Here is a 20,386-nt window from a genome sequence, read left to right on the forward strand (position 1 = left end):
AATCAATCATTGACACCAAACACCTCAAATCCAGGCTATTTACGCTGTAAATTGGCCAGAATGGTCTCTAAAATATGTCTTGTACCAGGCGACCACCATTGTGCCAAGATCTTTTCTAACGTAACAGATTGATCGGCAGTCATCGCTGCAATTAATTCTTCACGGATATTGAGCTTGCTTTGCGACCAGGTATTGCTTTCCTGTTCCATAAACTTTTTAATTTTCCGCTCAGCCGCAGTAAGCAGGCTTTCATTCTTAACCAGCTCATCAACCAAGCCAACCTTTAAAGCTTCTTCCGGACTAAATAACTTCCCTGTTAATAAACTGCGGGTAGCTTCTCCTTTTCCAATCCAAAAGGAATACAATTGAAAAATGCTATTCGGAACGATAATGCCTACAGGCACCTCATTCAGTCCGATGATGTATTGACCTTCAGCCATTACTCTTGCATCGCAGGCCAAAGCGATTACACAACCGCCTGCGGGGCTATGCCCACTAATTGCGGCAACCATCGGCTTTTTAAAGGCCACCAGATTTGCTGTAAATTTAAAAAAGAGTTGAAAAAATGATTTTGCTTCGGCTTCATTGTAACCATAAAGTTCCACTAAATCTAAACCTGCAGAAAAAAATGGTGCTTTTCCGGTTAAGATGACACCACCGATATTGTCATCAGCAGCAATATTTTTAAGCATATCATCCAGTTCGGAAATTAATTCCCGACCCAGTGCGTTTGATTTCCCCTTATCGAGGGTAATGGTAGCCAGGCGGTCTTTTACACTTACTTTAATTGTATTCATATTAATAGTATCAGGATTTGAACATCAAGCACTGAAAAAATAAACTATGCTTGCATAATAACCAAATTTATCTATTTTTATTTATTTAACCTCATAAGTATACACTTTTCTTGCCAGATGACCGGAGGCATCTATACCTTCAATGACCATTCGGTATGATCCGGGTTCATCAGCATTGTAAAACTCAAACCTGGCTTTTCCATCCTGCTGTGCGATGACCTGAGGATTCCAATAAATGGTTGTTCTTAAATCTTTGCCTTTGTTATTTGTTGCATCCTCATTATATTGTGGAGAATAGAACACCCGCGAAACCGAGAATCCCTTTGGATTTAAACTTACGATTCCAGGTGCATAACGGTTGTAATTGGATGTTCCCCCGCCTCTTTTAGTGGTAATAACCAGCACACCGCCCCCGCCTTGCGAACCATAAATTGCCGTGTTGCCGATACTTTTTAACAATTCTATAGATTCCACATCATTCGGAACGATATTATCCAGAAATTCGGATTCTACCCGCATACCATCTAAAACAATTGACATGGGCGTATTCTGGCTTCTCATCAGGTATGGTACACTTCCCCTGAAAATCACCCCTGGCAAACGGCCCTGCAAACATTGCGATAAGGTAATACAGGTTGATAAATTTTCACTGGTCATGATAAAATCTGCACGACCTGCGCCATTTAAATTCGCTGAATTTTTAGCCGGATTTTTCTTTTCTGTAATCGTCACCTCATCCAGTTTAATGGTTCTGCCCAATAAGCCTAAACGTGTCATTTCATTAAAGTAGTTATCGCTTTCTTTAATGTATTTCATCAGGCTGTTATTGACATTGATTTCTATATCAGGGCTGTTTTTGCTTTTTGTAACCACCTGACCTGGCACCATATCGATGTTAATATCTACAAATTTACGCTCTGTTTTAGTGCGGGCCTGTACCACAAATTTGGTGCTGTCCCCAAAACTCAGGTGATCAAAAACAAACTTACCTTCTGCATTGGTTACCGTATCTATGATAAAAGTTGAACCTTTAGTAGCCATTAACATCACCTTTCCACCGGCAACTGGTTTGTTTCCCTTCATAATGGTACCGGATATGGCTAAAGATTTTTCTGCACCGTATGTTATGGAAGGACCAATTCCACTGATCACATTTTTCCATAAAAATCTTCTCCACCCCTGTGTGAGCAGTAAATTATCGAGTTCCTTTTGTGTAGCAACATCATCTTTTAAAAAATAATGGTTTGGTTTTTCCACATAGCCGGCAAGGTCTGAAGTTAACAGGAATGAGGTTAAAATATTGGTCTCATTGTCCTCATCAGGAGCAACTTTACTGGCATTGGTAACTGCCACAGAAAAACTGCTCACCTCGGGCTTTTGCTGATTTGTGGCATCGAACGTTACCGTTGTTTTTGCCTTTTTATTGTTTGAGACTGTTGTCGTATTTAAAGCGATATCCAGTTGATCTGCTTTATTTTTCACAAAAATCAGTCTTTCTGCTACAGGCTCATTAGTAGCGGAGAAAAGGGTGAATTGTACAATGCCACTTGGTAAATTCTTCTTCAGTATGTTAGCCATCAGCACCTGTTTATCCATTTTTGCTTTAGATACATAGCATATATTTCCGGCTTGCTGTCCTACTACTTTTAACTCTGCTCCGTTAACCAAATCAGCACTTGACATAATTTTAAGGGAAACTTTTGCTGTATCTAAATTATTAATCGCAATGGCATAACCGCTTTTTTGCGCTAACGGCATTTTGATATCCTTTGAAGAACCATCGGCAAACTTGATTTTGGCGGTATATACTTTACCGGCCTGGGCATTAAAAATAAAGTTGCCCATCCCAAGGTATGTGGTTTCAAAAGCGGTGACTTCCGCCCCTTTATCATCAACGATTGTTCCTTTTACATTTTCACCATGGCCAGCGGCATTTACCGCTTTAATGGCGATCTTCTGCGGCAAATCTTCTATTAAATTTCCACCTTCGGGCAGAAACTGAACATCAACATCATTTGAAGTAGATGTAATGGGGATTGATTTTACCACTTTCTGCTTATTATCCAGCGTAATGGTGGCTATAATTTTCCCTGATTTATTTGAATTTGCCGTTGTATTTACAAAAGTAATTACGGCATCACCATTTACATTCGTTTTTGTTTTTCCCTTTTCAACTGATTTATAATCCAGCTGTACATCATAACTTACCTCACTGTTTTTATAAGCTAAACCTACTTTATCCTCAAAATGAATGGTTGCTGTAACTTTATCCGTATTATTTTCTCTTTTGAAATCGTATTGTGTGTCAGTGAAAACCTTATTTGCCCAGCTATTTCCAATTTTTATACTTTTGTCGAAGAAAAAGGCTGTGCCTAAATTCCGCATGTAATTGGTATAAGCCCTGATGCGGTAATTGCCTTCAGAAAGCGTGTCAGCAAGTTTAAAATCCCCCCAGGTAATTCCACCCACTACAGGCAGTTTCAGCTGCTTTTTAACAGAATCTTTCTCGTTAATCAACTCTACATAAAGTATTTCACTTAAGGCTGACGGTGCCGAAGATTTGGCATCCAAAACATAGGCCTTGAACCAGATATCGTCGCCAATGGCGTAATAAGGCTTATCTAAATGAAGATGCACTTTCTCTTGCGGATATTTGTTGGTATAATCTTCCAGCTTCTTCAGTAGCTGTGTAAACGGATCATCGTCCATTTTAAAGGCTGAAAAGCCAAGGATTATCAACAGAAAACTGAGAACGAGCCTGATGCTTAATTTCATTTTAAGAAAGCTATAATAAAAATATGCCTCAAGGTACAAAACTCAAGGCATATAATAATGAAGGTATTATGAATTTTAGCTTAGAACTTATTCTTCCACATCATACTTTCTACGGGACGGGTTGTTTTATGATTATACTTTGCATTGCCCTTTGTATTGTACATGGTTTCAATGTTTCCTTCCACTACAAAGTAGATTAATTGCCCGATGGGCATGCCGGCATAAATTTTCACCGGTTGTGCAACTGATATCTCCAAAGTCCAGGTATTGCAGAAACCAACATCCCCTTTACCAGCGGTAGCATGGATATCGATACCCAGCCGGCCGGTGCTGCTTTTTCCTTCGAGAAAAGGCACATGGCTATGTGTTTCGGTATACTCCAAGGTTACCCCCAAATACAGCGTACCGGGATGGAGGATATAACCATCCTTCGGGATTTCAAAATGTTCGATCTCATTATGTGCTTTTGCATCTAAAATGCGGCTTTTGTATGTAGCCAGGTATTTGCCTAAATGAACGTCATATGAATTAGTTCCCAGGCATTCGCGTTTAAAAGGCTCAATGATAATGGTACCCTTATCAATTTCTTCCAATATCCTTTTGTCAGATAATATCATTTTTATGCGTATTTTTGGCCTAAATTATTAATAAATTAAGATAATGTTGCATGCCAATCTCCAATTTTATAGATGCCAATAGTTTATAATAAAAATCTTGATGACCATTCGGTTCTGGCCATCTGGAAAATTGAAGAAACCGAGGAAGAAATGTTGGCCGGCCTCCAACTCAAGCAACACGAACGCGATATTATTTCTTCCTTCAATAATGGCAAAAGGCTCTTGCATTGGCTAAGTACGCGGCTTTTGCTGCGGAAAATGCTCAATACAGCCGATTATATTGATTGCCAGTTCGATGAAGACGGCAAACCCTACCTGGTAAATTCTGATTATCAGATCTCATTAAGTCACTCTTATGATTATGCTGCAGTGATCATTAGTAAGGAATTTGCCGTTGGTGTAGATATTGAACTGATTAAACATAAGATTAAAAGCATTAAACATAAATTTCTGAGCGACATTGAACTTGCCCAGAAGCAAATTGGCAACAATACAGAAGGCCTCTATGTAGCCTGGTGTGCCAAAGAAGCCATCTATAAATGGCACGGCAAAAAAGGACTCGAATTTAAAAGAGATATTCATATTAAACCTTTTAAGCTAAAGGCTGAAGGAAATTTAAATGCCCTGGTGGAGTTACCGGGAGGCACCAGGGAATTAACGGTTAATTACTTTAAAACTAATGACGGTTATATGCTGGGTTATGTGGCAAACAAAGCGTAAAATTTGATAAAAATGAGTGAGTTGGAAGAAAAAGCCCTGGAAGTTAAACGGGTACCTACCCAATTTATCGATTGGGGTTTAACCGATTATCAGGATGCCTGGGACAGGCAGGAAAACCTGCTGAATAAAACAGTAGCCCTGAAAACCGAAAACAGGGTTAATGGTACGCAATTGCCTACACCTAACTACCTTATTTTTAACGAACACCCTCATGTTTATACTTTAGGTAAAAGCGGACATCCAGACAATTTATTACTGGATGAAGACGGTCTTATAGAAAAACAAGCTACTTATTATAAAATTAACCGTGGAGGAGACATTACCTATCACGGACCCGGGCAAATTGTGGGTTATCCGATTCTGGACCTGGATAATTTTTTTACCGATATCCATTTGTACCTCCGCACGCTTGAAGAAGCTGTTATTTTAACCCTAAAAGATTATGGTATTGAATCTGGCCGCTACCCGGGCTATACCGGTGTATGGTTGGATGCAGACAATGAAAAAGCACGAAAAATTTGCGCCATGGGCGTTCGTTGTAGTCGCTGGGTAACCATGCACGGCTTTGCCTTTAATGTAAATGTAGACCTGGATTATTTTAAGAACATTGTACCCTGTGGTATTGATGATAAAGCAGTGACATCTTTAGAAAAAGAACTGGGCTATAAATTGGATATGGAAGCGGTAAAGGGTAAATTGAAGCAGCACATTGCTGATCTTTTTAAAATGAAACTCATATAACTATATCCAAAAAACAATCCTGATCATTTCAAAACCCCAGTAATTGGTTTTGCGTACATAAGAGCATGAAAGTTTCGTTTCCGGTTATTTTATTTTCTTTGCTAACTTGGGCTTGCACTACAAAAAAAAGCATGTTATCTACTGATCAAACCACACCAGCCATCACCACGCCTGCACATAAAGAAAAACTATCCTACCTGGCCCTGGGTGATTCCTATACCATTGGCGAAGCTGTTGCACCACAGGAATCCTTTCCTTTTCAGCTACAAGACTTATTAAGCGCAAAAAATTTAGATGTATCATCTCCAAGAATTATTGCCACAACGGGCTGGACTACCGATGAACTTCAAAGCGCCATTAAGCAGGCTGATATTCAAAAAAAATATGACTTCGTTACGCTATTAATCGGGGTGAATAATCAATATAGAGGTTACCCGATTGAGCGTTATAAAGAAGAGTTCTCCGCATTGTTACAAAACGCAATTGTTTTTGCCAGCGGGAGAAAAGATCGTGTTTTTGTGGTTTCTATCCCTGATTGGGGCAGTACTCCTTTTGGAAAAGGTTCAGGTAAAGACATTAACACCATTGCTAAAGAAATTGATGCATTTAATGCCGTTAATCAAACTATCGCGCTGGCGGCTGGCGTGAGTTATACCGATATTACACCTGCTTCAAGAAATGCAGCTACAGATTTAGGGCTCGTAGCTAAAGACGGCTTACATCCCAGTGGTAAAATGTATGCCAGCTGGGCTGATGAATTATCCCCAAAGGTTTTAAAAGCACTGGACTAATCAGACAAATAGTTAGGTAATTGTAAATAAAAATTTTACTTTAGTTTAACTATTTAAATCTAAAACCTTAAAAAAACAGAAAATTATGAATGAGTATGAAGCAAGCGGAATAGCCGCAGGAATTGGTACGGGTATGATCATCTTATACCTGGCGATTATTGTACTATGGGTGGTTGGTATGTGGAAAGTATTTGAGAAAGCCGGGAAACCTGGCTGGGCGGCAATCATTCCGATTTACAATTTTATTGTAATGATTGAAATTGTTGGAAAACCAATGATCTGGGTGCTTTGGTTAATTCTTCCTTGTGTAAATTTTGTTTTTATCGTATGGCTATACAATTTGGTAAGCAAAAGCTTTGGTAAATCAGAAGGCTTTACTGTTGGAATGCTTCTATTTCCATATATTTTCTGGCCGATTTTAGGTTTTGGAGATGCTAAATACTTAGGCCCATCTGCAGCAGAAGCGCAAAACGGTGGTTTCGGAAACAATCCTTTCAATAACCCTAACAACCCGTTTAATACTCCAAATAATCCGTTCAACAACCCTAATGATCCTTTCGGGAATAAACAAAATCCGAATGATGGTCAGGGTAATGTTTAAACTCAATTGATTACAATGACATTTATATTTTGCAGCTCAATCAGCTTTTTTGATTGGCTGCAAAATCATTTATTAACCTGCCCTTTTAAAGCACTAACGGGAATTGATTGCCCCGGATGTGGTTTTCAACGATCATTGATTGCAATGTGCAAAGGTGACTTTGAAACCAGCTGGATGCTTTATCCTCCTACAATTCCACTAATATTTCTTTTCCTGACAGCCGGAATATTGTATAAATTTCCGGTCAAACATCAATCATTGCTGCTTAAAACACTTATGCTGATTGTAGGGAATTTCGTTATGATTTCTTATATCTATAAAATGTTTATCCAATAAGCTGGTTAAACACTCATGTTTGAAGTCAGGTGGCTATAATCCTTTAACACCGTTTCCAGGAACTGCAATTCATTCATCCTGGCAGGGATATTAACCAGAATATGTGCTTTGGTTTTGGCAGCCATAGTATAAATCAGCTCAGGGTTTCCGGTTTGGTAGTAACTGGTTAACACCTCATGAACTAATTCTATATCACGATCGTTCAGGTGGAGCACTTCTTTAAAAACAGGCTGATATTCATCAGGCAGGCTAAAATTGAATGCCACATTCTGAATTTCGGTGCGGGGTTTCGTTTTAATAAGTGTGGTTTTTGCCAGAATATCCCCAACGCGCTGATGATTTTTAGTGACTACCACAGCGATCAGCGCCACTACTCCCCAACCGAAAGGAATGCCAAAATCAACCATCCTGAATAACCACCTTAGAAGATACTGCCCAAAGGTAGGTTGGCTACCATCCAGGCTGATGACTTTTATTTTCAATGCCTTTTTGCCGAAGGTTTGTCCGTTCATAAACAGTTCGCAAACCAAATCGTAAAAAACAATCATCACTACATACAAAATCAGTACGACATATAAACCAGTTGACGACAGGCTGAAAGCTGCAATTAACCCGATAATGGCTGCCAGAAAATAAAGTACCGCAAAACCAGCCAGATCAATACACCGTGCAGCAATCCGTTCGCCCAAACCGGCAATTTCATATTCAATATCTATATTCTGGGCGGTACTGATTTTGATGGTATCCATATTTCAAACATAATTTTTTTTAAGGATAAATGCGCTTAACTACAATCAGTTTTTTTCTATTGCGGCAAACTAATGTTATGGATCGCTTTTTGTATCTGTTAAAATTTAACTATTTTAACCCGGGATTTGGATAGCCATTTAAATGAGAGAAGCATTATTTGTTAAACAGCATACAGAAAAATGGAAACGCTTTGAAGCGATACAACATGCCAATCCTGATGAAATGGCCAATCAGTTTATAGAAATAACGAATGATCTGGCTTATGCTAAAACATTTTACCCCAACTCTAAAACAACAGCTTATTTAAACGGCCTGGCCTCCAAACTGCATCAATCGGTTTATAAAAACAAGAAAGAAAAATCAAACCGATTCCTCCATTTCTGGAAAACAGAACTTCCGCTTATCTTTTTCCTTCATAGAAAACAGATTCTGTATGCCCTGGTGTTTTTTTTAATTTCATGTACCATTGGTGCCTTATCTGCCAAATATGATGATACTTTTGTACGCCTGATTATGGGCGATGGTTATGTAAACATGACCAATGAAAATATTGCAAAAGGTGATCCCTTTGGGGTTTACAAACAGCAAAATGAATTCCTGATGTTTTTACAGATAGGCGCAAATAATATTTATGTTGCGCTTTACACCTTTGTACTGGGCATTATTTTTTCATTCGGATCTGTTGTTTCTTTATTTAGAAATGGCATTATGCTGGGTTCATTCCAATATTTCTTTTTTAGCAAAGGACTTGGTTTACAGTCGGTACTGGTGATCTGGATTCATGGAACCCTGGAAATTTCTGCCATCGTTCTGGCAGGAGCTGCCGGCCTGGTTTTGGGAAATAGTTTTCTCTTCCCTAAAACCTATACCAGAATGGAATCTACCTTAAAAGGTGCAAAAAATGGATTAAAAATGGTACTGGGCCTGATCCCAATCTTTATTGTAGCCGCCTTTTTTGAAAGTTTTGTGACCCGCCATACCGAAATGCCAATGGCCATCAGCCTGATGATTTTGTTATCATCAGCTACATTTATCATCTGGTATGTTTTTATCTATCCATCAAAAATTAATCATAAACAAACGCTAATCAACTCATATGACTGAAAATATTGAATTTAAAAAACGAAGGGATTTTGGTCAGGTTATTAATGATACCTTCACCTTTATGCGGCAAAATTTTAAGCCACTGATTAAAACTTATTTTATCTTTTGCGGGCTGTTTGTGCTGGCCAGCATGTCTACCATGTTAATGCAGCAATATAAAACGGTTAACGTAATCAACACCATGGGTACGGGAGCTAGTTCGCCCGGACTCGGACTGTACGGAATTGAATATTTCCTTTCTATAATTTTTTCATTAGCCAGTTACGCCAGCATGACGGTGGCTATTCTTTCTTACCTTGCTATTTATGTACAAAAGGGGAATCAAACACCCACTACGGAAGAAGTTTGGGGATTCTTTAAATATTATTTCTGGAGGGTTTTTGGCAGTTCCATTTTACTCTTGCTGATGGTGCTGGTAGGCTTTATCTTTTGCCTCGTTCCTGGTTTTTACCTTTTCCCGTTTGTGGCCCTGATGTTTCCGATTATGGTGATTGAGAATGCCTCTTTATCTTATGCTTTCGGCAGGAGCTTTAAACTCATCAAAGATCATTTCTGGATTACTTTCGGAACTTTAATTGTGGTGTGGATTATTATTTACGCCTGTATGAGTATGATTGTATTGCCCACCACACTATTTGGTATGATCGGAATGTTTTCCAGTAAAGGAGTACACATGTCATTAACCTTAACCCTGATCAGTACTGTACTGCAGTCACTTTGCCAGGTATTTACGATTGTGCCCGTGATTACCATTACCCTCATGTATTTTAATTTAATTGAGGAAAAAGAAAATGTAGGTTTAATGGAAAGAATCTCAAATTTCGGAACTTCAGAAAAACCAATTGATACCCGCCCAGAAGAATACTAAAATGTCGAAATTTCTGCTCCATTATCTTCTTATTGGCTTACTCTTTTTTATGCCGGTCATCAGCAAAGCCCAGGCTCATGCTGCTAAACCAAAGCAGGAGAAACAGGAGATGAAAATCGATAGTAGCCAGATTACGCCATCGAAGTTCGATAAACGTGCCATCAGCGATTACAAAGAGCAAAAGGAATTTCAGTATGATCAGATTGAAGGCCAGCAACTCTCGCTTTGGGAAAGATTCTGGATGTGGTTCTGGAAAATGATCAGCAAAATATTTGTTGGCGCAGCATCTAATTCAGTGTCAAAATATTTCTTTATTAGCCTGGGTATTGCCTTACTGGCTTTTCTGGTTATTAAAATGATCGGTGCAAAAAATATCTTCAGCAAAAAACCGCTGGAAACCATTTTACCATACGACGTTTTAAACGAAAATATTCATGAAATAGATTACGATAAAGAGCTACATCGCTTAATAAGCGAGGGTAAATTCCGGCTTGCCGTGAGGCTGCTGTATTTAAGGGCTTTAAAAAAATTGAGTGATGCCCAGCTGATTCAATGGCAACCAGATAAAACCAATTACAATTATTTAACGGAAATCAGCAAACCGGAACTAAAGAATGATTTTAGCCAGTTAACCCTTCAGTTTGATTACATCTGGTATGGAGATTTCCCCATAGACGAACAAAAATTTGAGCCGATAAAGCAATCATTTAACCATTTTAACAACCAAATAAAATGAGGAGCTTTAAAATTTACTTCGCGCTCGGATTAATACTGATTTTTGCCTATTTAATGGCGCAGTACAATAAGCCCGTACCTACCAATTGGGAGCCAACCTATCTTTCTACTGATAAAATTCCTTACGGCACTTATATTCTTCACCATAGAATAAAGGACATCATCCCCAATGCGAGTGTAAAGGCAACGCAGCAGACCATATACAATACCCTTAAAAACAGCCGGTATAATCAATCTGCCTATATCATTGTAGCGCAAAATGTGAATTTCGAAAAATATGAGTTCGAACAGATCAAAAAATATATGCAGGCCGGGAATGATTTGTTTATTGCCAGTTATGATTTTGGAAAACTCGAAAAATTCTTAAATTTCAATACTGCCGGCACCATCTCCAGAAATGGCAGTGCGCTAAATTTCACCAACCCTAATTTGAAAACCGATGCCAGTTATGGCTTTGAACGCGGTATAGGTACGCAGTATTTTGGCAATATTGATGCAAAGCAAACGATAGTTTTAGGCGTTAATGCCAGTCAGCAACCTAATTTTATCCGCTTTAACTTTGGTAAGGGATCACTGTTTCTCATTGCAGAACCCGGGTTTTATACAAATTTTGTATTGCTGGATAAATATGGAGCAGAGTATAGTGCGAAGACACTGAGTTATCTTCAAAAAAGGAAAACAGTCATTCTGGATGAATATTTCTCTGCAAAGAAGACTGAAACTACTGATGTTTTAAGGGTATTTTTTGCACATCCCGAATTGAAGTGGGCTTATTACCTGACCATCTTCAGCCTGATTATTTTTGTACTTTTTGAAATCAAACGCAAACAACGCATTATTCCTGTTGTAGATCCGATGACAAATACATCAGTTGAATTTGTAAACGTAGTAGGCAGTGTTTACTACCATGAAAGAAACAATCAGGATATTGCCATGAAGAAAATGAATTACTTTCTGGAATATTTACGATCCAGGTATTATATCAAAACGAATGAAATTGATGCGAATTTCGCTAAGCTGATGATGGAGAAAACAGGCATCAATGAACCATTGGCTAAAACCCTAACCAGGTATATGATGAATATGCCTGCCATGGCGAATTTAAGCGACCATGAACTTATTAATTTAAACCAAAGTATAGAACAGTTTTATCAAAATACGCAACGCAATGGAGCAGGAACAATTTAACCCACGCACGGATTTAAGCGTACTAAACGCAGCAGTAGATCAAATCAGAAATGTGTTGGGCAATATCATCGTCGGACAGAAGCAAGTAATCGACTTTCTGATTGTTGGCCTACTGGCTGATGGACATATCCTGATTGAAGGCGTGCCGGGAGTGGCCAAAACATTGAGCGCAAAGCTACTGGCCAAATCCATTGATGCACAATTTTCGCGGGTGCAGTTTACACCGGATTTAATGCCTTCAGATGTATTGGGAACACCAATATTTAACACCAAAACCGGTGACTTTGAATTTAGAAAAGGTCCGATTTTCGGAAATATCATTCTGGTAGATGAAATTAACCGTGCCCCGGCAAAAACACAATCGGCTTTGTTTGAGGTAATGGAAGAGCGGCAGGTTACCATTGATGGCGAAACTTACCTGATGGATGAACCCTTTATGGTGCTGGCTACCCAAAACCCTATCGAACAGGAAGGAACTTACCGTTTACCTGAAGCGCAGCTGGATCGGTTTTTATTTAAAATTGAAGTTAAATATCCTTCTCTGGAAGAAGAAACCGCTATTTTAATGGCGCAGCACACGTTGGTAAATAAAAGCCTGGCGGCAGATGTTAAAGCGGTTTTATCAGTCCAACAAATTCAGGACGCCAGATCCATCATCCGGAGTCTGTTTGTAGAACCGAAATTACTGGAGTTCATTGCTAAAATTGTAAATGAAACCCGGAACAATCCATCGCTATATTTGGGTGCATCGCCAAGGGCATCTTTAGCGATTGTGCATAGTGCTAAAGCACTGGCAGCCATTCAAAACCGCGATTTTGTAACACCTGACGATATTATCGCAGTAGCTGTACCTGTGCTGGCACACCGGATTTTGCTCTCACCTGAAAAAGAAATGGAAGGTTTAACTACCAGCGACATCGTTCACCAGATTATTAAAAAGATAGAGGTACCCAGGTAGTTCATAAAAAATGTTAACCGATTAAACCGTCAATCCTATTTTGAAAAAATTCTTTCAGCAATATTATACAAACCTTTATCTGACAGACCGGCTGTTTGCGGCACTGGGATTTTGCATTATACTTTTTCTGCTGAGGTTCTTTTTCTCCTGGCTGGGCGAAATTCCAGAGATAGCATTAGGTGTGCTATTGGTATTATGGTTTATCGATATCTTGATTCAGTACAGAAATTCGGAAGGGATTGAAGCGAAAAGGATCACCTCAAAACGTTTAAGCAATGGCGATGAAAATCCCGTTCAGATTGAGGTTAAAAATAAGTATGGCTTTAAAATAAAGCTTCGTGTAATAGACGAAATTCCATTTCAGTTTCAGCTGCGGAATAAAGATTTCAGACTAAGTTTGCAGCCTGGAGCCATTAAATCCATTCATTATAACCTCCGGCCTACCAAACGCGGGGAATATGATTTTGGCTTTATCAGGATTTTCATATCATCACCCATTGGTTTAATCAATCGACGGTATAATTTTGATGGTGCTAAAGTATTACCCGTTTATCCTTCCTTTATCCATCTGGGTAAATATGAATTGATGGCTGTTTCGCGCTACCTCACAGAATTTGGCATTAAAAAAATAAGAAAAGTTGGCCAAAGCAGTGAGTTTGATCAAATCAAAAACTATGTTGGCGGAGATGATATCCGAACCATTAACTGGAAAGCTACTGCGCGAAAAAGCGCATTAATGGTGAATACCTACACCGATAAACGTGCCCAGAACATTTATTGCATGATTGATAAATCAAGGGTGATGCGCATGCCTTTTGAAGGTTTAAGCTTACTGGATTATGCCATTAACGCCAGTGTGGCACTGTCTAAAGTGGCCATGCTGAAAGAAGATAAAGCAGGTTTAATTACCATATCAGAGACGATCGGAGCAATCGTTCCTGCCGACCGTAAATCTTCTCAGTTAGGCACCATCATGAATGTTTTGTATAAAGAGAAAACCCGATACCTGGAAAGCAATCTCGAAGTTTTGTATAGTTCGGTAAGGACTGTCGTGAAACAACGTGGACTACTGGTATTTTTCACCAACTTTGAAAGTTTATCTGCATTGCAAAGACAACTTCCCTACTTAAAAAGAATAGCTAAATACCACTTGCTTTTGGTGGTTTTCTTTGAAAATACGGAATTAAAAGCATTGAGTACCGAACCGGCAAAAGATATAGAGGGCATTTACCACCAAACCATTGCCGAAAAATTTATCTATGAGAAAAAGTTAATGGTTAAAGAGCTGAATAAACATGGCATTCTTTCCGTACTTACACCACCGCAAAAGTTGACCGTGAACGTGATTAATCAGTACCTGGCTTTGAAAGCACAACAGCGGATTTAGTCTTTAGTCAGGAGTCCTAAGTCTATTCACTGACCTGAAAGGATTATAAGTATTTTGATGTTTAGATTGCTGCTCGAAAACTGACGAAGTTTCCAGGCACACAACCCATCAAAACTTCATCAGCCGGAATAAATTACCGACTTTCAATAGTTTAAAGATGAGGTGATGAGGTTAAAGGGTTAGGTTAATCCTTTGCTTGAATTTATTAGTCTATTTACGCCCAAAACGCCAAACGCTTAACTCCGAACGCCAAACTTATCCTGCCTGGACTCCGGACTAATGACTAAAGACTCCCTATCACTCTTCTTCTCTAAAATACACTTTATAAAAATTCATCGATTTATCATCATCGTAACCTTTTTCAATCATGTCTTTATTGCCGTGGATGTAAATGTGGAAGTTTTTATCCAGCTTAAGCACACTTTTATAGGCCCTGGCTTGCTTCTTCACGGCTGATTCTGCAATCTCGAAATGATCAGCAATGGGTGATTCAAATTCCTCTTCGTAATTCTTTTTATAATTTTTGAAGGATTCAATTCCTTCAGCATTCCCAATTACTTCGTTTCCGAATTCTTCGATATCAAAAGTTTCCTTTTCCTTAAAATATTTCATGGAGCGGTTGAGGAGATCAATTTTATCGGCCTTACTGATTTCATAATCATCATCCAGCTTTTGCGTGACAAAGTTTTTATAAACCCCCAAAACATTATTGGTTTGGTTATAACTGTCGTTCCTGATTTTTAGCTTTAAAAACTCATCCTTCCAGTATACGGCAGATTCGTTGCTCCTCTTCGATTGATCCAAAACCACTACTTTATAACCTTCTTCTTTTTCAGTATTGAAAATCAGGCAACCTTTATCCAGTTTATTGATGCTGATGGCATCTTGTTCATAGCTCATGTTAAAGCCATCATCTTTTGGAAAAACCTTTAGGTAAGTATCCTTTGTTTCTGATTTAAAAATCCCGAGTACGTCTAACTGTTCACCCTCAATCTGCACTTTTTCAAAGTAGGCCACATACATTTCTCCCGATTTTATTTTCGGGTGGTTAGCCACATCATATAAATATTTGGCCAGCTGCTGAGAATCTTCATGAAAAAGTTCGGTGTTCTCAAAAATTTCGTGTGCAAAATGATAAACCTCATTCAGGTTTAAATTATCATTAGGATGAAAGAAGTGGTAAACCTCATTTACTTTTTCAAAGGGTTTAAGAAAGTATTGCATTAACAAATTGCTCAAAACTTCATCATCTATCCTGAGCGGAGCATCAGATAATTTATAATATTCTTCAACCAGTTTATTACCCGTATGGTGAATGGAGAGTTGTTTCAGCGAAGCTTCGAAAAATGAGATCATAGCGGCAAAAATAGTAAAATCATTGGTTAACCTTCTCCGTCATCCCATCATTATACCATTCGGAATTCTATTATTTTTTAATATAAACTTCCGCCCTTTGTAGAAAAGTCTTTTCCTTTAAGCCTGCTTCAACCTCGTTTATGGCTTTCATTAAATTATTCTGGGTGTTGGTAATATCTGCTGTGGCTTTAATGATCACCTCCCAAACGGGCTCCATGGCAGAAAGAAGGGTAGTTCCTTTTTCAGTAAGCTCAATCAGGCGCTTACGCGTATCTACTTTGTCTTTTTTAGACCGGATTAACTTTTCCTTCTCCAATTCTTTTAACAAACTAATGGTCGAAGGGTGCGCATAACCAATTTCATCAGAGAGGGAAACTACGCTCATGGTCGATTTTTTATATAAGGTATATAATACAGGAAACCATTTTGGCTGAAAATCTATCCCGAATGCTTTATAAATCAGCAAACCATCTTTGCGGATCTGATCACTTAGCCTTTGCAAGCGTGTAGATATCGCCAATAAACCAGAAGCATCAATTACATTTTGTTCCATTAAACAGATTTTAAATGAAGGCTGTAAAAAACATTGTCAACGGGCATCCGCGGAAAGTAAACGGGTAAATCTTCCATTGCGATGGGTTTAAACCCATTACGTTCATAGAAACGACAGGCTGCTTGCAGGATATCCCCGGTTCCTAAATAGATTTCATGCAAATTATTATCTTCACAAAAGGTTAAAAGGTTTTGAAGTAAAGTCTGCGCTACCCCTAATTCTTTCCCACGAAATTCTTTTTTAACAAGCATCTTCCTGATGGTACCCGAATGATGGTTCGGTGCCGCAATTAAAGCAATGGTACCAATAAGTTCGCCTTTTAATATCGCTCCCCAAAAGGCTCCTCCAGAACCATCGTAATATTCCTCAATATCCAATAAATCAGGTTGGGCAGCTAAATCGATATCGACCTTAAATTCTATTTGCTGAATGGGCAGAATTAACCCGATAATCGCTTCACAGAAATGATTATCTAACCGTTCAATTTTAAAGTTGTTTTGCATTTATCAAAATTATAACACAAATATACGTAGTCAGCTACATATATCACAAATAAATATTATGTAGGTCAAATTTCTTGATAATGCACAGTTCATGGAAAGAAGGCTATTTGGTGTTCTTTAGTTTATTAATGAAGTCTACGAACTTTTGATCGTTGTAATTTGCCATTCCTTCATGCCGGAATGATAATCTGCCTTGCCGGTCAAAGATTACGGTTGTGGGCAAGGCACTTTCGAAAACCTGTTTCGGGATTTCACTGGCGAAGGCATAGACGGGTAGTTCATACTGGCGGTCTGTTATGAACTTAGCAGATTTTTTAAGGTCTCCATCCGCATCTACAAAAATGAAAACGACATTTTTATCATTTTTAAATTGGGTAAATAATTTATGCAACGATGGCATTTCTGCCCGGCACGGCGGACACCAGGTGGCCCAAAAATTCAGGAAAATGACCTTGCCTTTTAAATCTCCCAGGTCAACAAGTTTGCCTTTAATATCTTTAAATTTAATCCCATCCAAATCAGAAGCCGATGAAACCGTTTGTACCGGGTCGGGTGTGTAAAATCCGATAGTCATCAAACCACGCAGGAGAAATGCTTTCGCGTCAGGAACGAAGATAATCGTCAGCAAAAGCATGAAAAACAAAATATTTATACTATTTCTCTTAATTAATTTCATGTTTAAGCCTTTAAGCCAGCGAAAATCTGATCATTATGGACATATAATCAATGTTACTTTTCAAAGATATTGTTTTGATCAATAATTTATTACTTTTGAGCCATTGAAAAAGCATCAGCAAAATATTAGAAAATATTTTTCAGCATTTATGCTGTTTACCTTTGCTATTGCCTTAACGCCATGGAGCGTTTTACACCATCACCAGGAAATTCCTGTTTCTAAGAAGGAAGTCAACTGCCATCACCTGACCCACGTTCAGGCACATAGCGATACCTGCTTAGTTTGTAATGCCAGTTTTGAAAAGGATTATGTGCAAACCCATCAGGTTTATCGCATTTTTCTTTCTGCTACCATTTTTAGCCGGAAAGAGCCCGTACTCAAGAGTTCATATACCCAGTTACTTAGCACCAGCTTACGCGGTCCGCCTTTAGCCTGATTTCCTGAAAGGTACATTCCTTCTATTTTTTTAATACCTGAGCAAGGCTTTCTAAGCTTTTAACTCACTATTCCCATTATTACGAATTAAAATCGTTTTGAATCTGCCCTGATGAAATATTTCGGTGGCCATTCATGATATTTATTATAAAAACAAAACAATGAAAAAATTACAGCTTATCGGCTTAGTGATTCTATATACCATATTCAGCAGTACGGTTTTCGCTGCCACTTTAAAAGACATTACCGGAAAAGTAACAGATGCCAGCAACAATCAGGCATTGCCGGGTGCATCTATTTATATCCCCGATTTAAAAGTGACTGCCGTGACCAATACAGCAGGTGAATTTACCTTAAATAACCTGCCTGCAAAGGGAAGTTATCTGGTAGAGGTTCATTTTATTGGCTACAAAACAGCTACACAAATCGTAAACTTTGCTGAACCATCCAATTTAACTTTCGCCTTGCAGCCTACAGCAATAGAAACCAGGGAAATTGTTATTACCGGTAGCATCATCAGCAGTACCAGTAAACGAAACAGTGCATCATCGGCTGTATTAGATAAGGAGCAGTTACTGGCACCATCTACTAACCTGATTGATGCATTGACCAAAATTCCAGGGGTATCACAAATTACCACCGGACCTTCTATATCAAAACCAGTCATCAGAGGGCTTGGCTATAACCGCATTGTTACTTTAGATGACGGGATTAAACAACAGGGCCAGCAATGGGGAGATGAACACGGAATTGAAATTGATCAGTTTAAATCAGACCGTGTGGAGGTTTTACGCGGAGCAGCTTCATTAATGTACGGATCGGATGCATTAGGCGGCGTAATTAATTTACTGGAGCCAAGTACAGCTCCGGATGGACAGGTAAAAGGGGAGTTGATCAGCAACTATTCTACCAATAATGGCTTAACAGCTAACTCTTTAATGTTGACTGGAAATGAGAATGGCTTTGTTTGGAGAGCCCGTGGCACCTACAAAAATGCTTATTCTTTTAAAACACCTACCGGATACTTCCCAAATTCAGGATACAATGAAACGGATTTTAGTGGTATGGTCGGACTGAATAAAAGCTGGGGATATACTCACCTGAACGTTTCCAATTTCCACAATAACATTGGATTTTATGATCCGTTTCTGGATGCCAATGGAAATTTTGTAAAGGAAAACGGAGATCCGTTTTTAAATTCTGAATTCAAAAGCCGTAGCTTAGATTATCCACGTCAGGACATCAGACATTTTAAAATTGCGTTAAATAATAACTTTATTCTGGGCAATGGTAATTTAAAGGCAGATTTTGGTTACCAGCAAAACCAACGTCGTGAACTGGAAGACGGGCCAAGTCCATCTTTATTCTTTGACCTGAAAACATATAATGCTGATTTGAAGTACTACATCCACGAAACCAATGGATGGCAACCTGTTTTTGGTTTAAGTGCAGATGCCGGACACAGCCAGAATAAAGCCAACGACGAATTTCTAATTCCGAATTACGATACTTATGGTTTAGGTGTATTTGCCTATGCCAAAAAGAACTGGGAAGATAATACTTTCAGTATTGGTGCCCGTTATGATTATCGTAAAAACAATGGCAAACAATTGTTTGTAGATGGCGAAGAACGCTTTGCTCCTTTCCAGAATAAGTTTTCCAATGTAAGTGGTGCTTTAGGTTTTACCCACCAATTTAATGATGAATTAAACTTTAAGGCCAATGCAGGTTCAGCTTTTCGCGCACCTAATCCGGCAGAACTGGCTTCTAATGGCGTACATGAAGGAACCTTCCGTTATGAAGTTGGTAATCCGAACCTGAGTCCAGAACGCAGTTATCAGGTAGATGCTGCTTTAGAATATGAAGGTAAAATCATTAGTGCAAGTGCTAGTGTGTACAACAACTATATCCGCAATTTTATTTACGCTTCAACCAATGGCGAAACGACCATTTCAGAAGGCAGCCAATATCCTGTTTACCGTTATGGCCAGGTGAATGCCAACTTATACGGTGCAGAAGCAAGCTTAACCATCCATCCGGTTCCCTTTATTCATTTCGAAAATACTTTTGGCTATGTTCATGCACATAATAGTACCTTAGACAGGCCTTTGGCTTTTATTCCTGCCGGAACATTGAGAAACGAACTTCGTTTTGAGCCTAAGTTTAAAGGGACTAATGATGCTTACTTATCTGTTGGCATTAACTCTGCGTTTAAACAAAATCGCGTGGATGAAACTTTTGAAACGCCAACGAGCGGATATACTCTACTAAATGCAGGCATCGGCGCAACCTTTAAATTAGGCAAACAACCTGTTAAGCTTTCTGTATCAGCAAATAACCTGCTTGATCAGAAATATTATGATGCTTTAAGCAGATATAAGCCAGGACGTTTGAGTTCTGAAAACCCTAATCTGGGCGTTTATAACACAGGCAGAAATATCACCTTTGGCTTGTATGTACCCTTTACGCTAGTGAAATAAATAATTTAACGACTA

Annotated in this window: 21 protein-coding genes; 13 read left to right on the top strand and 8 right to left on the bottom strand. The window is 38.8% G+C overall.

Annotation, left to right across the window (positions count from 1 at the left end; translation table 11 throughout):
* Positions 1-35 precede the first annotated feature (35 nt).
* From CBW18_RS02310 to dcd, 3 genes are all read right to left on the bottom strand, one after another.
* Entirely contained in the window at positions 36-797 is a 762-nt protein-coding gene (locus CBW18_RS02310) for an enoyl-CoA hydratase/isomerase family protein (protein ID WP_088299622.1), read from the bottom strand.
* Positions 798-878: 81 nt separating this feature from the next.
* Positions 879-3,572 (bottom strand): TonB-dependent receptor plug domain-containing protein, encoded by a 2,694-nt coding sequence (locus tag CBW18_RS02315; RefSeq protein WP_253248942.1) that lies wholly within the window; start codon positions 3,570-3,572, stop codon positions 879-881.
* A gap of 80 nt (positions 3,573-3,652) precedes the next feature.
* The gene (gene dcd, locus CBW18_RS02320) at positions 3,653-4,189 is read right to left on the bottom strand and encodes a dCTP deaminase (protein WP_088299623.1); all 537 of its coding nucleotides are present in this window, start codon (positions 4,187-4,189) and stop codon (positions 3,653-3,655) included.
* A gap of 72 nt (positions 4,190-4,261) precedes the next feature.
* Between dcd and CBW18_RS02325 the strand changes: the two genes are divergently transcribed.
* The 5 genes from CBW18_RS02325 (at position 4,262) to CBW18_RS02345 (ending at position 7,378) form a co-directional block, all read left to right on the top strand.
* A complete protein-coding gene (locus CBW18_RS02325; protein WP_088299624.1) occupies positions 4,262-4,909 on the top strand; it encodes a 4'-phosphopantetheinyl transferase superfamily protein in 648 nt (215 codons plus the stop codon).
* 12 nt (positions 4,910-4,921) lie between these two features.
* Positions 4,922-5,650 carry a lipoyl(octanoyl) transferase LipB gene (lipB, locus tag CBW18_RS02330; RefSeq protein ID WP_088299625.1) on the top strand — a complete coding sequence of 243 codons (729 nt, stop codon included), beginning with the start codon at positions 4,922-4,924 and terminating at the stop codon, positions 5,648-5,650.
* 131 nt (positions 5,651-5,781) lie between these two features.
* Positions 5,782-6,441 (top strand): SGNH/GDSL hydrolase family protein, encoded by a 660-nt coding sequence (locus tag CBW18_RS02335; RefSeq protein ID WP_253248943.1) that lies wholly within the window; start codon positions 5,782-5,784, stop codon positions 6,439-6,441.
* An 85-nt stretch (positions 6,442-6,526) separates the two neighbouring features.
* Positions 6,527-7,042, top strand: coding sequence for a DUF5684 domain-containing protein (locus CBW18_RS02340; protein ID WP_088299627.1), 516 nt, complete (start codon positions 6,527-6,529; stop codon positions 7,040-7,042).
* Positions 7,043-7,057: 15 nt separating this feature from the next.
* Positions 7,058-7,378, top strand: coding sequence for a DUF2752 domain-containing protein (locus tag CBW18_RS02345; protein WP_088299628.1), 321 nt, complete (start codon positions 7,058-7,060; stop codon positions 7,376-7,378).
* 5 nt (positions 7,379-7,383) lie between these two features.
* On the opposite strand, the gene CBW18_RS02350 is transcribed toward CBW18_RS02345, so the two are convergent.
* On the bottom strand, positions 7,384-8,127 hold the full coding sequence (locus tag CBW18_RS02350) for an RDD family protein (protein WP_088299629.1): 744 nt from the start codon (positions 8,125-8,127) through the stop codon (positions 7,384-7,386).
* A gap of 142 nt (positions 8,128-8,269) precedes the next feature.
* Between CBW18_RS02350 and CBW18_RS02355 the strand changes: the two genes are divergently transcribed.
* From CBW18_RS02355 to CBW18_RS02380, 6 genes are read left to right on the top strand one after another with little or no spacing between them, the layout of a single operon-like run.
* Entirely contained in the window at positions 8,270-9,232 is a 963-nt protein-coding gene (locus CBW18_RS02355; protein ID WP_088299630.1) for a stage II sporulation protein M, read from the top strand.
* Positions 9,225-10,100 carry a hypothetical protein gene (locus tag CBW18_RS02360; RefSeq protein WP_088299631.1) on the top strand — a complete coding sequence of 292 codons (876 nt, stop codon included), beginning with the start codon at positions 9,225-9,227 and terminating at the stop codon, positions 10,098-10,100. Before CBW18_RS02355 ends, CBW18_RS02360 begins: the two co-directional genes overlap by 8 nt.
* A 1-nt stretch (position 10,101) precedes the next feature.
* Entirely contained in the window at positions 10,102-10,836 is a 735-nt protein-coding gene (locus CBW18_RS02365; RefSeq protein WP_088299632.1) for a DUF4129 domain-containing protein, read from the top strand.
* A complete protein-coding gene (locus tag CBW18_RS02370) occupies positions 10,833-12,023 on the top strand; it encodes a DUF4350 domain-containing protein (RefSeq protein WP_088299633.1) in 1,191 nt (396 codons plus the stop codon). The genes CBW18_RS02365 and CBW18_RS02370 overlap by 4 nt, the downstream gene beginning before the upstream one ends.
* Positions 12,004-12,981 carry a MoxR family ATPase gene (locus tag CBW18_RS02375; RefSeq protein WP_088299634.1) on the top strand — a complete coding sequence of 326 codons (978 nt, stop codon included), beginning with the start codon at positions 12,004-12,006 and terminating at the stop codon, positions 12,979-12,981. The genes CBW18_RS02370 and CBW18_RS02375 overlap by 20 nt, the downstream gene beginning before the upstream one ends.
* A 40-nt stretch (positions 12,982-13,021) precedes the next feature.
* A complete protein-coding gene (locus CBW18_RS02380) occupies positions 13,022-14,368 on the top strand; it encodes a DUF58 domain-containing protein (RefSeq protein WP_088299635.1) in 1,347 nt (448 codons plus the stop codon).
* 297 nt (positions 14,369-14,665) lie between these two features.
* Here the strand turns inward: CBW18_RS02380 and CBW18_RS02385 are convergent, their stop codons facing one another.
* The 4 genes from CBW18_RS02385 to CBW18_RS02400 form a co-directional block, all read right to left on the bottom strand.
* Positions 14,666-15,724 (bottom strand): nucleoid-associated protein, encoded by a 1,059-nt coding sequence (locus tag CBW18_RS02385; RefSeq protein WP_088299636.1) that lies wholly within the window; start codon positions 15,722-15,724, stop codon positions 14,666-14,668.
* A 70-nt stretch (positions 15,725-15,794) separates the two neighbouring features.
* Positions 15,795-16,277, bottom strand: coding sequence for a MarR family winged helix-turn-helix transcriptional regulator (locus tag CBW18_RS02390; protein WP_088299637.1), 483 nt, complete (start codon positions 16,275-16,277; stop codon positions 15,795-15,797).
* Positions 16,277-16,780, bottom strand: a complete 504-nt coding sequence (locus CBW18_RS02395; protein ID WP_088299638.1) for a GNAT family N-acetyltransferase — start codon at positions 16,778-16,780, stop codon at positions 16,277-16,279. Before CBW18_RS02395 ends, CBW18_RS02390 begins: the two co-directional genes overlap by 1 nt.
* Before the next feature lie 103 nt (positions 16,781-16,883).
* Complete coding sequence (locus tag CBW18_RS02400) at positions 16,884-17,456, bottom strand: TlpA disulfide reductase family protein (RefSeq protein ID WP_088299639.1); 573 nt, start codon at positions 17,454-17,456, stop codon at positions 16,884-16,886.
* Between the two features lie 148 nt (positions 17,457-17,604).
* Here CBW18_RS02400 and CBW18_RS02405 point away from each other — a divergent pair, with 148 nt between their 5' ends.
* Complete coding sequence (locus CBW18_RS02405) at positions 17,605-17,892, top strand: hypothetical protein (protein ID WP_172406419.1); 288 nt, start codon at positions 17,605-17,607, stop codon at positions 17,890-17,892.
* Positions 17,893-18,052: 160 nt separating this feature from the next.
* Positions 18,053-20,371 (top strand): TonB-dependent receptor, encoded by a 2,319-nt coding sequence (locus CBW18_RS02410; RefSeq protein WP_088299940.1) that lies wholly within the window; start codon positions 18,053-18,055, stop codon positions 20,369-20,371.
* The last annotated feature ends 15 nt before the right edge of the window (positions 20,372-20,386 follow it).

The organism is Pedobacter sp. AJM, from assembly GCF_002197755.1.
Taxonomy (GTDB): domain Bacteria; phylum Bacteroidota; class Bacteroidia; order Sphingobacteriales; family Sphingobacteriaceae; genus Pedobacter.